General features: G+C 42.7%; 13 protein-coding genes. 1 reads left to right on the top strand and 12 read right to left on the bottom strand.

The window, feature by feature from the left end; all coding sequences use genetic code 11:
* Positions 1–13 precede the first annotated feature (13 nt).
* The 3 genes from HMPREF1150_RS01025 to HMPREF1150_RS01015 form a co-directional block, all read right to left on the bottom strand.
* Positions 14–871, bottom strand: a complete 858-nt coding sequence (locus HMPREF1150_RS01025; RefSeq protein WP_009660480.1) for a GNAT family N-acetyltransferase — start codon at positions 869–871, stop codon at positions 14–16.
* Between the two features lie 112 nt (positions 872–983).
* Positions 984–2,945 carry a peptide ABC transporter substrate-binding protein gene (locus HMPREF1150_RS01020; protein ID WP_009660311.1) on the bottom strand — a complete coding sequence of 654 codons (1,962 nt, stop codon included), beginning with the start codon at positions 2,943–2,945 and terminating at the stop codon, positions 984–986.
* A gap of 285 nt (positions 2,946–3,230) precedes the next feature.
* On the bottom strand, positions 3,231–6,050 hold the full coding sequence (locus tag HMPREF1150_RS01015; protein WP_032905766.1) for a glycoside hydrolase family 3 N-terminal domain-containing protein: 2,820 nt from the start codon (positions 6,048–6,050) through the stop codon (positions 3,231–3,233).
* A gap of 236 nt (positions 6,051–6,286) precedes the next feature.
* Here HMPREF1150_RS01015 and HMPREF1150_RS01010 point away from each other — a divergent pair, with 236 nt between their 5' ends.
* Complete coding sequence (locus HMPREF1150_RS01010; protein WP_009660296.1) at positions 6,287–7,027, top strand: hypothetical protein; 741 nt, start codon at positions 6,287–6,289, stop codon at positions 7,025–7,027.
* Between the two features lie 97 nt (positions 7,028–7,124).
* Here the strand turns inward: HMPREF1150_RS01010 and HMPREF1150_RS01005 are convergent, their stop codons facing one another.
* From HMPREF1150_RS01005 to HMPREF1150_RS00965, 9 genes are all read right to left on the bottom strand, one after another.
* Entirely contained in the window at positions 7,125–8,477 is a 1,353-nt protein-coding gene (locus HMPREF1150_RS01005) for a vWA domain-containing protein (protein ID WP_009660423.1), read from the bottom strand.
* A 251-nt stretch (positions 8,478–8,728) separates the two neighbouring features.
* A complete protein-coding gene (gene rpmA, locus HMPREF1150_RS01000) occupies positions 8,729–9,022 on the bottom strand; it encodes a 50S ribosomal protein L27 (RefSeq protein WP_002895619.1) in 294 nt (97 codons plus the stop codon).
* Between the two features lie 17 nt (positions 9,023–9,039).
* Positions 9,040–9,384 carry a ribosomal-processing cysteine protease Prp gene (locus tag HMPREF1150_RS00995; RefSeq protein WP_002900460.1) on the bottom strand — a complete coding sequence of 115 codons (345 nt, stop codon included), beginning with the start codon at positions 9,382–9,384 and terminating at the stop codon, positions 9,040–9,042.
* Positions 9,385–9,399: 15 nt separating this feature from the next.
* Positions 9,400–9,714 (bottom strand): 50S ribosomal protein L21, encoded by a 315-nt coding sequence (rplU, locus tag HMPREF1150_RS00990; RefSeq protein ID WP_002904398.1) that lies wholly within the window; start codon positions 9,712–9,714, stop codon positions 9,400–9,402.
* A 384-nt stretch (positions 9,715–10,098) separates the two neighbouring features.
* Positions 10,099–10,620 carry an isoprenylcysteine carboxylmethyltransferase family protein gene (locus tag HMPREF1150_RS00985; protein ID WP_009660342.1) on the bottom strand — a complete coding sequence of 174 codons (522 nt, stop codon included), beginning with the start codon at positions 10,618–10,620 and terminating at the stop codon, positions 10,099–10,101.
* Between the two features lie 21 nt (positions 10,621–10,641).
* Positions 10,642–11,856: a tRNA uracil 4-sulfurtransferase ThiI gene (gene thiI, locus HMPREF1150_RS00980; RefSeq protein ID WP_009660511.1), complete on the bottom strand. Its 1,215-nt coding sequence runs from the start codon at positions 11,854–11,856 to the stop codon at positions 10,642–10,644.
* Positions 11,857–11,859: 3 nt separating this feature from the next.
* Entirely contained in the window at positions 11,860–13,002 is a 1,143-nt protein-coding gene (locus tag HMPREF1150_RS00975) for a cysteine desulfurase family protein (RefSeq protein WP_009660305.1), read from the bottom strand.
* Between the two features lie 100 nt (positions 13,003–13,102).
* Positions 13,103–15,013 (bottom strand): fructose-bisphosphatase class III, encoded by a 1,911-nt coding sequence (locus HMPREF1150_RS00970; RefSeq protein WP_009660304.1) that lies wholly within the window; start codon positions 15,011–15,013, stop codon positions 13,103–13,105.
* Between the two features lie 42 nt (positions 15,014–15,055).
* Positions 15,056–15,874 carry a pyruvate, water dikinase regulatory protein gene (locus HMPREF1150_RS00965; protein ID WP_083842693.1) on the bottom strand — a complete coding sequence of 273 codons (819 nt, stop codon included), beginning with the start codon at positions 15,872–15,874 and terminating at the stop codon, positions 15,056–15,058.

The raw sequence follows: 15,874 nt of genomic DNA on the forward strand, positions 1-15,874 counted from the left end.
TGAGACAAATTTGCTATTTTTCTTTTAGATAGACAACCTCTGTCATCTCTTTAAAACCTAGCTTTTTATAAAGTTTCAAAGCTCGACTATTCTGCTTTTCTACGACAATCTGAAACTCCTGTCCATTGAGCTCATTCAAATCCTGCATACTTGCAAGCAAGAGATAGCTTCCTAGCCCCTGCCCCTGAAAGTCTTGATCAACCGCCAAGCCAAAGAAATAATTGGTACCAAAATCCGTATCAACCGACACAGAAGCCACAACTCTACCATCTTTCTTCAAGATATAAAGCAGACTGGAGCCACTGTTCATGGATTCTTGGGCGTATTTCAAGGTAACATCTAGCGGTGTCTCAAAGACTTGGGACTGAAAGGCTGCAATCTCTTCTGCCAAGTCCAAACTTCCCTGCAAGACCTCTATCCCTTCTCTCTTTTCCAGAGGAAAAGTTTGAGCAGGCTGTGCCAGCCAGATTTCTGCTTCATCCGCTTGGTAATCAAATCTCCGAACAAAATCGGGATGACCGTTCAAAAATACCAGCTCTGCTACATACTCAAGCTCGGTCAAATCATACTTATCACCTACTTTTAAAAAAGCAGCCAGAAGCTGATTAGCCATACCCTGACGGCGATACGTCGGCAGAACATAGAGAGAAACCTCTGCTTGACCAGGTTCGTCCGCATAGACTGATAAAAATCCGATGGTTCGGCCATCCATCTCAGCTAAGAAAAAGGCTGGCATTTCAGGAACTGCATTATAATTATTATCCAGATAGGGCAGCCGATAGCCTCCATCTACCTTATTACACTCTTGAACTAATTCAAATAATTCCTGCTTTTCTTTCTCAGGTAATGCACTATAAATACTTATCTGCATCTGTCTCACTTCTTTCCAGTCTTTCTTTCTATTCTACCACGAATAGCCCGACCAAGCCATTCAAAAAGGGGCTGGAAAAATCCAGCCCCAATCTCGCTAAGTTAATCGTTTTTTATTTTTCAACGTGGTCTGCAAGTTCTTCCTGGGCTTTTTTATTTGCCGCAGTAGCTTCTTCTTTCCATTTTTTCTTAGCTGCTTCGTATTTTTTGGTTGTTACTACATCCTTCTGAAGCTGGGTCAGCTTGAAGTTGTATGCTGAACCTTTGACACCAACTGGTGAGTAGGCCTTTGTAAATGGCACTGATTTAGTAACCGACGGCGTTGCTCCTTGTGAAACAGTCGGGATAATCAAGCCGCTATCTAGCAACCAAGCTTCCGCTTCTGCATACTTTTCGTAACGCAGTTGCACATCATTGGTTTCTGCATTGGCTTCTTCCAGCATCTTAGTATAAGTATCCAAGCCTAGCTCTTTTATCTTATCATTGTCTTGACCTGGTTCAAATCCAAAGTTTTGCAAGCTTCCACCGTTCTTGATATTGAGAGTATCAAGGTAGGTAGATGGGTCTTGATAGTCACCAGTCCAGCCACCAGTAGACATATCATAGTCTTTCTGAGCAGCAGAGTTAGCAAAATAAGTGATATTATTAAGATCGTCTGTGCTCATCTTTTGCAGGTCAATGACGACATTTTCTGCTCCAAGAGCTGATTCGATAGACTGTTTGGTTGAGCTAGCCCATTGAACGCCAATCGTGCTAGACTGATCCACTGGCATATCTAAGTGAATCGGGAATTCAACTCCCTTAGCCTGCAAGGCTTGCTTCGCTTCTGCAAATTTCGCCTTAGCCTTTTCAGGATTGTAGTAAGGGTCTTGAGCGTCAGAGAGGTCAATTCCTTGCCATTGGCTGCCATAGTTGACTAATTTTTCTCCAACAACAGTTCCAAAATCCTTGTCGCCAATTTGAACAAAGCTAGGTGGTACTAAGGTATTTCTCAAGACCTTAGTCGCTCCGTCTTCACCATTTCCTTGCGCACCATAAGATGTACGGTCAAAGGCAAAGTTAATAGCCTGACGGAAGTCCTTGTTCATGATTGCTTCGTTGGTAGCAGATTTTTGAGCGTCTGTTGTTTTAGAAGTATGATTGTAAGACTGACGGTTGTAGTTGAAATTATAGTAATAAGAAGTAGAATCTTGCGGGCTGTATACGATATTGTCCGCATATTTCTTCTTGACTGAAGCAAAGCCTGAGCTATTCGGATAGAGACGAGCTGTGCTGTAAACGCCATCGCTGAAGTTACGAATCAGCGCTTCCTGATCATTTCCATCATAGTAGGTCAGCTTGATACTATCCAGAGTGACATTGTCTTTGTCGTAGTAATTTGGATTTTTGACAAATTCCATCACAGACTTGGAAGTCAGAGACTTGAGCAAGTAAGGACCATTATAGAGGATGCTAGATGGCTTGACAGATCCAAAATTGCTTCCTTCTGCTTTCAGAAACTCTTCATTGACTGGGAAAAGAATCGAGCTGGTCGTTTTAGAGTTCCAATATGGCTCAGGGCGCGCCAGAGTGTATTGCAGGGTATGGTCATCAATAGCCTTGACACCAACATTTTCAAAATTCTTATCTTCACCCTTGATATAAGCATCCAAGCCCTTCACAGAGTCCTGAACTAGATAAATAGCTTCAGAATTTTCATCCGCTGCATACTTCAAGCCAGTCACAAAGTCCTGAGCTTTTACTTCTGCATATTCTTCACCATCGGATGTGTACCATTTAGCATCATCACGGAGCTTATAAGTATAGGTCAAACCATCCTTAGAAACTGTCCATGACTTCGCGATAGAGGGAACCAAGTTCCCGTATTTGTCATTTTCAAAAAGTCCATCAACCAAATTGGAAATGACATCACCTGTCGTTGCACGGTTTGTAGCAAGATAGTTCAAGCTGTCAGGGTCTGAACTATAAACGTAAGTATAATTATTTGTGCTAGATGAAGACTGGCTACAAGCTGTTAGCAATAGCCCGGCGCTCAGTGCAACTCCAGTCGCAATCAGCCACTTTGATGCTTTCATGGATAGAACCTCCTTTGATGTTACATTTTATAACATGAACTATTATACCAAAAAGCGTATAAAAAGTAAATAGTAAACCGATGACAGATGAGTAAAATATTCAAGCCTGTGTGTTTTTAGGAAATACACAAATCTTTCTGTTACCGCATTCCTGCAAATTTCCAAGCAAAAAAAGAAGAATCCGCTTTTACCGCAAACTTGCTTTGGATTCTTCCTTTTTGTTATGTTATCAAGAATAAGTAAAACTGTGAGCTCTTCAACACTGCTCGCTCGTTCTTTTATTGCTTATAGTCTGCGAGAGGACAAGTCATACAGATAGACAGCCCCAAACAAGAACAAGGCACCCAGCGAGACTAAGAACAAACTGCTGCCGTCTCCCGTTTTAGGAAGCTGATTAAACTGTGCAGCCTGCTGACTTAGCTGCCGACGAGAACTTACAGGTTCAACAGAACTCAAACTCAACTGAGGAGGAGTTTGTTGGCCTGGAATCGTGTTCTGCCCAGCTGCAGCAATCTGAACAAGCTCCTTGTAATAACCTTCTCCCATGCTGAATTCTCTGCCTTGACTGTCAATCAAGGTTAGGGAAAGCACTGGACTGAACTGACCTTCTACTAAGCCTTTCAAGCCAATCTCAACCGGATTGGTATCATTGGCTTTTTTAGAAATCAGAACAGTATCGCCAGAGATGGTATAGTCAGGACTTGGCAGGATGCTGAAGTGCTGAGTATCCATCTTAAGGGCAAGACGGTAGTCATTTTTCTCTAGACCGTTTAGTCCAATCAGGGTAACCGTAGCTGTAAAAGGCTGATCTAGCTGGGCAGATGCAGGGACATTCACTTTTATTTCCTTAACTGGATCGGTATAAAAGATACCATGCCCGATAGGATAGGCAACCTCTGTCTCAGACATGATACCATCCTTGATACTCGGCACATTTACTGGTAACTTCCCAACATGATTTTGACCATTGAAAATGACTTCCACACCTGCTGGGATATTAGGACCGAAGGCATTGTCTGGCTTCAAAGACTCAGTTGGATCCATGCCCTTGTTTCCATAAACCGCTACTATAGCCTTGGCATTAGGATAATTCGCTACATCATAAGGTTTAGAAATGCTCATGATAGCTGCTTGTTTTCCAGTTGCGTTTGCATAGTCCACGACTTCTGTCGGAACTCTTGTCAGCCAGAAATCGCTGGCTAGTTGAGATTGTCGTCCAATTTCAGAAATCAAGACTAGGTGAGTTGCTTGGTCAATCTTCCCTTTCAAATCTTCTAACTTGGTTGTTTTGCTGTAGTTTAGCGCTTCGTATGTGACACCTGCTGGAATCACTCCGTCCGCTATCAGACGCTTGACACCCAGTTCTAGTCCAGGCACTTCATCGTCATAAGCGGCTAACATCAAAATCCTGTCGCCAGATTTGACCTTAAAGGGCAGAACAGTATCTTCGTTTTTAACTACCGTCACTGCACTAGCAGCGATTTTTCTCTCGGTATCTCTGTTTAGCTCTGATCCAACAGTTGCTTCAGCCTTAGCTTGGGTACGCTCAGATGGGTCAAAGTCTAAAATACCCCGTTTTTCTTTTAGATTCAAGATGCGAGTCACTGACTCATCCAATCTGCTGACTGGAATATCGCCTCTCTGAACTGCCTGCTCAATATCATTGATAATCTTATCAATCTTGGCCAAATCACTCTTGCTACGTAAGACAGTTGGCATCAGCACCACATCTACACCTGATTTGATTGCCATGATAGTCGCTTCAGATTCTCCAAAGTTTTTGGCAATCGCATCCATCCCCATAGCATCAGACACTACCACACCCTTGTAGCCAAATTTCTTGCGAACAATGCCGGTAATAATGTCATCAGACAAGGTGGCAGGGATATAGATGGTTTCCCCAGTTTGTTTAGATATAACCGTGTCTTTTTCGATCTGAGGATATTGGATATGGGCAGTCATCAGCATATCAGCGTTTTTGTCAATGGCAGCCTTGAAAGGCAGCAGCTCCAGCGCTTCTAGCTCCGCATAGGACTTATCCACCAGAGGCAGGCCAGTGTGAGAATCCACCGCCGTATCGCCATGCCCAGGGAAATGCTTAGCCGCTACTGCAACATTGTATTTCTGAATACCTTCCATCATAGCCGTTCCCAAACGGGCAACCACCTTGGGATCTGAAGAGAAGGAACGCAAACCAATAACGGGATTCTGCGGATTGTTATTTGTGTCAAAAACTGGGGCAAAGTTGACATTCAAACCTAGAGCCGATAGTTCCCGTCCGATGATTTGACCTGCTTGGTTAGCCAATTCTGGATCTCGCGTCGCGCCAACTGCCATGTTGCCAGGAAGAGCAGTCCCACTGCCCAAGCGATAGACAATACCACCTTCTTGGTCAATAGCGAGCAAGAGTGGCAACTTGCCATTATTAGCTTGGTTACTGATAGCAGCTTGCTGCAGGGCCTGCGTCAAGGCTAAGGTTTGAGCAGTTCCCTTCACATTTTCAGCAAAAAGAATAACTCCGCCAAAGTCGTATTTATCAACCGCTTCTGCAACCTCTTTATTTAGCTCCGTCATATCAGACTGAGAGGCCTGGCCCTCTTGCTGCCATTTTCTGAAGTCTGGCATCAGCATCTGGGTAATCTTCTGACGAAGCGTCATATCCGCCACAAGCTCCTGTACTCTCTTAGAAGCAGAAGGTGCATCACTCGCTGCCTGACCTTGAGCTTGATTAGCTTCTGAGGAAGCTTCTGCAGGCTGAGCAGTCGCTGGTTTGGCAGAATCTTCTACCAAATTATCAGTATTGCCTTCTTGATTTGAAGCAACCGTCTCAGTATTTGAAGCAGCAGTTTCAGTAGCTGCAACTGCCGAAGTATCAGAGACCGGAAGAGCTTTTGCAGCAATCTGACTATCCTGACTTGGCGTGCCACTAGCTCCTACACCACTATCAGAAGAGTCCGTTACAACTGCAGCACTTGCTTGTTCAGACTGGTTAGCAGGTTCCGGCGGCTGATTAACCGTATCTGCCTTTATAGCTCCCAATGGCCAAAAAACCAGCAATGACAAGGCAAGCGTCAATAGCAATTTATACCTTTTCATCATAGGCATTCTCCTTTCATCCCTATAATAATAGCACAAAAAACAATGTTTGTAAACGTTTACATATTATCTAATTGTTGTTTGTTTTTATCACCAATTAGTAATATAATCTCTATAAAAATGAAATAGTATTACAATATTATAGAAATGTTACAGAGGTATAATTTTATAGAAATAACATAACCTAACTGTTAAAAACAAGATTCTTTTATCTTGTGCTAACAGTTGCATAGAAAGGATTTGCTATGAGACAAGAAAAGAACACCAAAGCAATGTTCAACCGCCGCTATTGGCTGGGCCTCTCTCTCGCTTCTGCTGCGACTTTGGCCGCTGCTTTGATTTCCACCGGAACAGTTCGAGCGGAGAACAAGTCAATCCCTGACTGGGCTTCTAGACGTGAAGTTGGTATTTACGATCCTAGTGTACCAGACATTGAGGACGACCCTACTATCTTTGATGATCCAGGACCTATCAAGGTTCCGGAAGCACCTAAGCGTGACCTTCCTAGCATTATTGATGAAGAAACTGGTGAAAGGATTAGAAATAGAATCGTTCTTTACAAGGGTAAATACTATGCACTTGATCCTATTAGATCTATATACGAAGTTCGGGATGATCCAGGAGAACAAATTCCGACGAATCTAAAAAACTCTTTCTATACTAGCCCAACAGGTAAGGTCTATTATTTTGACGAAAAAGGACGAAGGGTCATCAATCTTTACAGTGTAGACGGCAAGCAATACTTCTTTGATTCTTACGGAGAAATGGTTAAAAACAGATTTGTTAGTTACTCTGAATACACTTATTACTTTAGAGAAGATGGAACACCTTATAAAAACGGACTTTATAAGATTGGCAAGTACTATTATTACTTTGGTGAGTACGGTGAACTTTATAGGCAATCTATTGTCAACTACAACGGAAAGACCTATTATGCAAATTGGTATGGCGTTGTTAATATAAAAGATGAAGAAGTTACACCATAACGAAAAATACCAGAAATGAGGACGTATGTCTTCGTTTCTGGTATTTATTTTATTCAAAATCACTCAAATAGAAAATTCATTTTTTATAAGCAGATGGTTATTGTTCTTTTGATTTTCTTACACTAATATCTAGCCCCAATCCAGCCAGAAGCAAACCAAGCCCCACAACACTATAGACTGCCTTTTCGCTACTTCCTGTTTTAGGAAGAGACTGTTCTGATTTAGCCAAAAGTGTTGGTGCCTGAACATGGTAGACGGTAGATGTAGGCATTGTAGTACGACGCTCAAGATAGAATTGATAACTATCTTTTATGATCTTATAGTAACGAGCTTCATTGACACTTTCAACAATCCATGAAGTGGTTCCCTTTGTCAGAGCATCAGCCAAGTTATTTTCGATATCAAGCACTCTGCCTTCTGTTGCAAAATTTTTGTAAATTCCCTCAATCGCTTTTACCGTCGCTACGGTTCTTTCTATACCAGCAACTTTTAGAGCAGCAAGTGTATCAGCAACCGTTGGAATTGAAGGGTCTTCTTTCATTTCAGCATCTGTCAATAAAACGACGAATTTCTTATTTTTAGATGACTTAGACCAATCATAGGTTGAAATAATCTGGTTCAGGGCAGGAGTTGGTGTTTCTGGAGTATCTCCTCCACTCGCTATACGAATTGCAGCCAACGCTTTTTCGAGCTCAGCCGGATCAGTTGTAAAATAAGATGACCCAAACCGTGTTAGAACCGTATCTTCATCTTTGCTGCCAGAATTACGGCCGTAGACTTCATCGCTAAATGTTGCCAGACCAAAACGTGCTGTAATACCCTCTTTAGTAATATTTCGCACAAATTCATTAATATTTGCACGAACAATATCAATTGTGCTGCCCATGGATCCTGAACGGTCGACAACAAATACAATATCAGCTGAACCAGCTTTTGTCACAGTTGGTGGCGTTGAGGTGTAGGTAATAGTTGTAGTCTTATCTACTCGCTCATACTGCGTATAGGGATTCCCACTTTCATCTGTGCCAGATAAAGTATTTTCAGTACGTCTAGTTATTGGATCTGGCGCCTTATCAACCTTTCCTGGAGCCACTTCCGTCTTTGTAACATCAACGGTTGCCGTTTCTACACGGACTGTTTGATTGCCTTCTTGACTTTCTTTGACATCAACGGGTGATACATTTTTTGAGACATCGATCAAATCTCCTGGTTTCGCTGCAGATTCTTCAACAACAGGTTTCGTCGTATCAGCAGCAATTTCAGCACCAGCAGCTTCAATCGGAGAGCTTACTGCTTCAGTTTTTGCTATACCGCTTGAAGGTGGTGTCCCAACCTGGTCTGCAAAAACATGCGAAGCTTGTGAAAAGGCAAATAGAAGAGTTGCTGATGCTAATCCAACTTTCAATTTGTACAATGAAAAGCCTGGAAGTTTAAATGATTCTTTTTCCATAATTTCTCCTTATCTTTTTAGATTTAGAAACATGATTGCATCTATTTTATATAGAATAACATAAAAAAATAGGAACTACAAGCGATTTCAAATATTTATTAGTCTAAAAATTAAAATTTTAGAATATTATCAGAGTTTGTATGCTAAAATTGATGAGCATCATCATGAATCATTAAACAAATGCTTTATCGTGCCGTCTCTAATAAGAAATCCCCATGCTCAATTATCCGAGCATGGGGATTTCTTATTAATTATTTAGCGATTGGGTAAACAGAAACTTGTTTCTTATCGCGTCCTTTGCGTTCAAAGCGTACTACGCCTTCAACCTTTGCGAACAAAGTATCATCTCCGCCGCGTCCAACATTGACACCTGCATGGATATGAGTGCCGCGTTGGCGGTAAAGGATAGAGCCGCCTGTTACGGTTTGACCGTCAGCTGCTTTAGCTCCCAGACGTTTCGCTTGTGAATCACGTCCGTTAGATGTAGAACCTCCACCTTTTTTGTGGGCGAATAGTTGCAAGTTAGCAAGATTCATTTTTAACATAATGTTTTTCCTCCGTGTTAGTTTTCTGTGATAACTCTGGTCTGGACGAACTCAGAAGAGTCCTCCGATAAGTTTGCCATTCCTAGGAAAAATGATTCAAAGAAAAGCTGAGTCATTTCTCTTTGGTGTGACGGTATATCCTGAGGAATTTCAACCTTCAGATAGCCGCCTTCTATTTCGTTTAATTCTAAGTTTGGTTCGTAGCCTGCGAATTTCTCAACTGAATTGACAAAATTAATGGCGAGCGTCGAAACGGACGCACATACGACATCAAAGCCGTATTCACCACTCGCGGCGTGACCTGTGATTTCTGCACGCCTCAGTTCGCCATCTTCGGCTCTTTCAAAGACTGCTTGTATCATTTAATCTCCTTAAAATTAAGCGTTGATAGCGTTGATGACAACTTTTGTATATGGTTGACGGTGACCTTGTTTACGATGGCTGCCTTTTTTAGGTTTGTACTTGTAAGTAACAACCTTCTTTTGCTTGCCTTGTTTTTCAACAGTTCCGACAACAGAAGCTCCAGCAACAAGCGGAGTTCCGACAACAGTGTTTTCACCACCAACAAGAACAACTTCGTCAAAAGTAACGTCTTGACCAGCTTCAGCGTTCAACTTTTCAACGTAGATTGCTTGACCAACTTCAACTTTAACTTGTTTTCCGCCAGTTTTAATGATTGCGTATGTGCTCATTATGCACCTCCTATGTTTTTTAGGGTTTCCCCGGATTTTGTGAAGACTCGCCTAGCATCGTGGGACGAACCACTTAAAAGAAGAGCTCTAAGTATAACAAAGAATAAACTAGGAATTGAGCCGAAAGCATAACTTGTGTTAGACAAGGCGATAATGACGAAGTTTAAATTTGTTATACGACGAGCAACGATGATCGTGCGGTTGCACAGGAATGTGCATAGTCAACTCTATAAGTATAGCACTTCTGCTGCTCTTTAGCAAGCTTTTTCATCTCATGAAAACGGATTTTCAAGGATTATCTTTAAATTTTATCTACTAATGAACAAAGACTATTTCTGTTATTCTCTAACTGCTTTATTAAATAATTATTAGTTCAGAAAATTTCTAAATATAACGCCGCACCCTATCTTGATAGTCTAGATAAGATTTCCCGAATTTTTCAAGACACCAGCGCTCCTCAGAGAGGATAATCCAGTGGGCCACAGTCTGAAAAATCACTAAAATCAGAAAGAAAATCATTGACTTAGTCAAAAAAGCTATTCCCAAAAAACAAACAAAGTAAGCTACATACATGGGATTACGGGAATAGCGATAAAGACCCTTTGTATTCATGCCGTTTGCATCTGGTCTAGCGAAGTCCCTCATACTGATAGCACACAAAGCCAAACCAAGCAGGTAGATAGCCACTCCAGCATAAAAGTAAACAGAAAAATCAAACTTAATTTCAAGCAGAAAAGAAGTTATGAACAAGGCTAGATTGCTCAATTGATAAATCATATAAGCTATCTTTTCTTTTCCTTGGACAGGTGCAAAATAAGCTGCGCGTGATAAAGCGTTTTTGCTGAAATGACTCAATAAAGGAAAACGAATCAGTAAAAAAGGAATCAAGAGAAAAACAGCAAGCATAGACGTCACCTTCTCTCGCTTTTACAACAGCCCCTCAATCAGCTCGTCAACTTCATCAGCCTCTGCTTGTGGTGTGATTTCTGTAATCATGATGCCTGCAACAGCGCGCTCAACCAAGCCTTCAACATCTAGGTAAGTTTCGTACTTCTCAGCATTCTTGATTTTCGGATTGGTCTTAGGACGGTCTGGAGCAAAAATAGTACAGCAGTCTTCAAATGGCTGGATAGAGATTTGGAAAGTATCAATTTTCTCTGCAATCTCAATGATTTCCAGCTTGTCCATCGTCACGACAGGACGGATAACCGGTGTATTGGTCACGGCGTTGATAGCCTGCATACTCTCGATCGTTTGACTTGCCACCTGACCTAGACTTTCTCCGTTGATAATGACTTGACCGCCTCGATCCTCTCGAATCCGGTCTGTAATGCGCATCATAAAGCGACGTGTCAGTGTCATGAGGTAGGCTTCTGGAGCGTTGGCCTTGATTTCCTCTTGAATTTCTGTAAAAGGCACTTCGATAAACTGGATATTGCCGCCAAACTTGGTCAGTTTTCGAGTCAAATCCTGAGCTTTTTTCAACGCACCTGGACTGGTGTAAGGCGGACTGGCAAAGTGAACCGCCTCGATGTCTACACCTCGCTTGAGAGCCAGATAGCCAGCCACTGGTGAGTCAATCCCACCTGACAACATAAGCATTCCTTTTCCTGAAGTCCCGACTGGCAGGCCTCCAGCACCACGAATCGTCTCGTAAGAGATATAGGCCGCTTCTTCACGGATCTCGACACGAAGCTCAATATCAGGCGCTTTCATCTTGACCTGAACGTTTGGAATAGCCTCAAAAACAGCATCACCAAGTGTCTGGTTAAGCTCGCGGCTATCCAATTCAAAGCTGTGGTCACTGCGCTTGCTGGTAATCTTAAAGGTCATGCCTTCCTGATAGACTTGCTTCATAATGGTTTGAACAGCTTCAATCAAGGCTGGTACAGACTTTTTAACCCTATAAGATGGCGAGAAATTCTGAATCCCAAAAATCTGCTTGAGTGATTCAGCGACAGGCTGATAATCGGTTCCTTGCAGATAGATATGAGTGCGGTCACGGTCAGCCTTGACATGAACCCGCGGATAGATCGATAAGACAGCTTGGATATTGCGTTTGAGTTTGTTGATAAAGCGCATGCGGTTCTTGCCCTTAGTAGACAGCTCACCGTAGCGCACCATAATTTCTGAATATTGCATTGTTTACCTTACTTTTCTGGTTTTTTCGTAAATGATTTTAAAAGTTGTCAAAAACTGCTCCATCTGGCTCATATCGTTGTCAAGATCCAAACTGATACGAACAGCAGTCTGAGCGAGAGATTTCTCGACGCCCATAGCGATTAGGGTACCTGCTGGCTTTCCAGCCTTGGAAGAACAAGCGCTGGTAGTCGAGATATAAATCTCGTAGTCTTCAAATGCATGAACGACGACTTCACCCCGCACTCCCTTGATACCAAAGGTTAGTATATGAGGCGCAAAATTTTCCATGTCTGAGAAAATCACCACATCTGGATACTTCTGCAGCTCTTCAAGGAGAATCTTCTTCATCTGAGCCGTCCGCTGGGCAAATACTTCTTGCTCTTCCATGGACAAACGCAGAGCCTTAGCTGTTGCTGCAATGCCAGCTAGATTTTCCGTCGTCGAGCGCTTGTCCGACTCCTGACCGCCACCAGTCAAGAGGGGACTGATTTTCTTGCCAGACTTGATATAGACAAATCCTACGCCCCGGACACCGTGAAATTTATGACTGGAAAATGTCGCAAAATCCACGCGATCCGTCAGATAAGCAGCTGTCGGAATCTTCGTAACGGCCTGCACAGCGTCCACATGAAAGGAAATAGTCGGCTTGTCTGCTAGCAGTTCGGATATTTTCTGAATGGGCTGGATACTACCAATTTCATTATTGACAGCCATGATGGAGATTAGAGTGGTGTCTGGTCGAATCAGCTCCGCTAGCTTATCTACCTCAACAAAACCAGACTTATCCACTGGGGCAAAATCTATTTCAAACCCTTGACTCTGCAGCCAGAGGGCTGATTCTTTAACCGCGGGATGCTCAATATTAGATACGATGATGTGTTTGCCAAAAGGAACCTTTTCAAAAGCAACTCCCTTTAGCACCCAGTTGTCCCCTTCAGTTCCTCCAGACGTAAAAAAAATCTCCGAAGAAGACTTGCCTAAAAGCTCTGCAATTTGCCTGCGTGAAGCTTCTAAGAGACGGGTTGCCTGACTGCCTAAACTGTGCAGACTGGATGGATTGCCCCAGATTTTAGAAGCTACTTCTGTGTAAGCAGCCAAAGCCTCGGGATAAGGCTTGGTTGTCGCTGAATTATCTAAATAAATCATGTTCTTTCCTCTAAATTTCAATACTCCTATTGTAACACGAAAGAGAAACTGGAACAAGAAAGAAAAAGCCCTAAATTCTGTAAAAACTTAGGGCTAAATATCATCGGTCATAAAACTCATGCAGCAAGCTAAAGAGTTCCTGTTGTTGAGCTAACAAGCTCTGACCAATGGTAGTAGATTTGATAAGGGTTCGTTCCTCTACATTTTCAATCACCTTTTTCAGGGAGGTTTGAGCAAAAGGCGATTCAACGACTTTTTGAGCATTTTGGAAAGGCTGATGAGTCACCAACTGGAAGCCATAGGAATTATTGAGCAGTGAATAGCCAGCTGTTCCAGTCTTCTTCTGATAGGCCTTGCAGAGGCCGCCATCAATGACAAAGAGCAAACCGCCGCCACGGATAGGCGACTCTCCCTTGCCCGTCTTAACCGGAGTATGGCCATTGACCATCCTAGACTCTTGAGAAAAGAGGCCGAATTCTTCCAAAATCAGCTGGCAGACTTTCTCAGAATTACGATAAGAAAAATAAGAATTTTCCACTTCCTTGTGGGTGCCCTTATCTTCAATGAAATAGCGCTCCAAGGTAGTCATCTTTTCTTTGCCAAACAAAGGCGACAGCTTACCTTTCCAGCAATACCAAATCAAGTCAGTCGACAAATCATCGCCCACTTCCTTGTTCTTGGCCGCCTGTCGAATATGATACTCAAAGAAATCCAGCAATTCCTTGCCAGAGTAATGGGCTTGATTGAGAATGAAAGGCTGGAATTCTCCTGACGGCTCCAGAGGAATGCAGCCGTGAAAAAGCAAGTGCTGGTTGTAAATCTTATACATAGAGCCCTTGTTCATCAGAAGACTCATATGTTCTGCCATCTTAAGAGAACTTTGGAACGAGGCCAGCATACTGTCTACAGCTTGATTTTCTTCTGGTGTCAAAGCTGACGGATTTTCAGGATTGATAGTTTGGAAGCAGGTATTAACCAGGGCATGCTTGGTATCGTCAATCGTAACACTTTCTTCCCAATAGTCAATCTTGTCCAGCATAACATGATCCTGCATCTGGAATTCAGGTCGTCGTTTGATGAGCTGATTTTCCAGCTTGAACTGGATAATCGCTAAGGCTTGGTGAACCTTTTCCAGCTGCAGAATTTCCTCTTCAGAAAACTCCTGCTCTCTGCCACCAAGAATAGGCCTAAACTTAGGATTAGACTGGTAAGTCTTGTCCGCAAAAAGAGTCAAAGAGCGCAGGTTTAAACCATAATCTTTCTCAATATCCCAGAGATAGCCATAGCGAGCTGCGATGCGCAGCACATTGAGTAAGCAAGCCTTAGAGCCAAAAAAGGCTCCCATCCAGATAATGTCGTGATTGCCCCACTGAATATCGAGCGAGTGAAAATGCTGCAGTTCATCCATGACCTGAGCACTGCCAGCTCCTCGGTCAAAAATATCTCCAACCACATGCAGATGGTCAATCAACAACCGCCGGATACTTCGAGACAAGCCTAGGATAAAAGGCACAGCTTCCCGCAATTCAATCACATAAGTCAGGATATTCTCAAAATAGGACTTTTTATCAGCTAGAGCCCTATCACTATAGAGCAACTCCTCGATAATATAGACATATTGTGGTGGCAAGGCCTTTCTGACCTTGGAGCGACTGTATTTGGCACCTGCAAAAGCCAGCAAGTTCAAGAGCTGGGGAATGGTTTCCTGATACCAGTCTTTGCCTTTAGTTTCTTCCCCCAACACAAGTTCAGGATAGGAAACAAGCGCTGACAGGCGGTCCTTATGAGCTTCTGACAAGCTGTCCCCAAAACAGTCCTTAATCTTCTCATTGAGGATACCTGCACAGCTTCTCAAAATATAGTCAAAAGCAGCAAACTCCCCGTGAATGTCACTGATATACAGCTCCGTTCCTTTGGGCAGGTTCAAAATTGCCTCTAGGTTGGTCAGCTCTGTAATGATCTTCTGCCGACTATCAAATTCTTTCAATAAAATACGCTTATATTGCTCCATCTTATGCCCTCACTCTATAACCGCTTTTTGCAATCTTCTCTCTTATCTCAATTTCTTCAAATGGTCTTCAATCAAGAAAGCCGTCTCCTCAATTGATTTATCCGTGATATTGATGACATGAGCCCTATACTTTTTAAAGACTTCTTTTGAGTAGTCTAGTTCTTCGTATATCTTTTCCAGATCTGTGTAGCTGGTCGACTGGGTTAATCCCAGAGAATTCAAGCGATTACTGCGTATCTTAGACAGTTTTTCTGGCTCACATAAGAGGCCGATAATCCGCTCCGGATCAACCTTATCCAAGACCTGAGGCAGAGGGACTTCTGGAATCAAAGGCAGGTTGGAAACCTTGTAGCCTTTATTAGCCAGATAAATACTGAGGGGTGTTTTAGAAGTACGTGAGACGCCCAGGAGGACCAAGTCTGAATCTAAAAATCCTTGTGGTGCCTTGCCATCGTCGTATTTGACTGCAAACTCAATAGCGGAGATTTTATTAAAATACTCAGTGTCCAGCCGGTGCAAGGTACCCGGCACCTCTATAGGACTGGTGCCCGTCTTTTCTCTGATAATCTCAAAAAATGGATGCATCAAATCCAGATAAGCAAGGCCATTGGCCTGACTGAACTCTCTAGCTGCAGCTGCTAGCTTGCCATCAACCAGAGTACTAATAACAAGGGCATCGTCCTTGATGGCATCGCGCAGAATATCCAGCAATTCTTCTTCTTTGTTGATAAATGGAAAACGATAGCTGTTATTAAAAATAATATCTGGGTACTGGGCTGTCACTGCAGACAATAGCTTCTGCGAAGTCCCACCCAAAGAATCTGAAATGCTGTAAACAATAATTTCTTTCTTCATGTTCAT

Origin of the sequence: Streptococcus sp. AS14 (genome assembly GCF_000286495.1) — a bacterium.
In the GTDB taxonomy this organism is placed as follows: domain Bacteria; phylum Bacillota; class Bacilli; order Lactobacillales; family Streptococcaceae; genus Streptococcus; species Streptococcus sanguinis_P.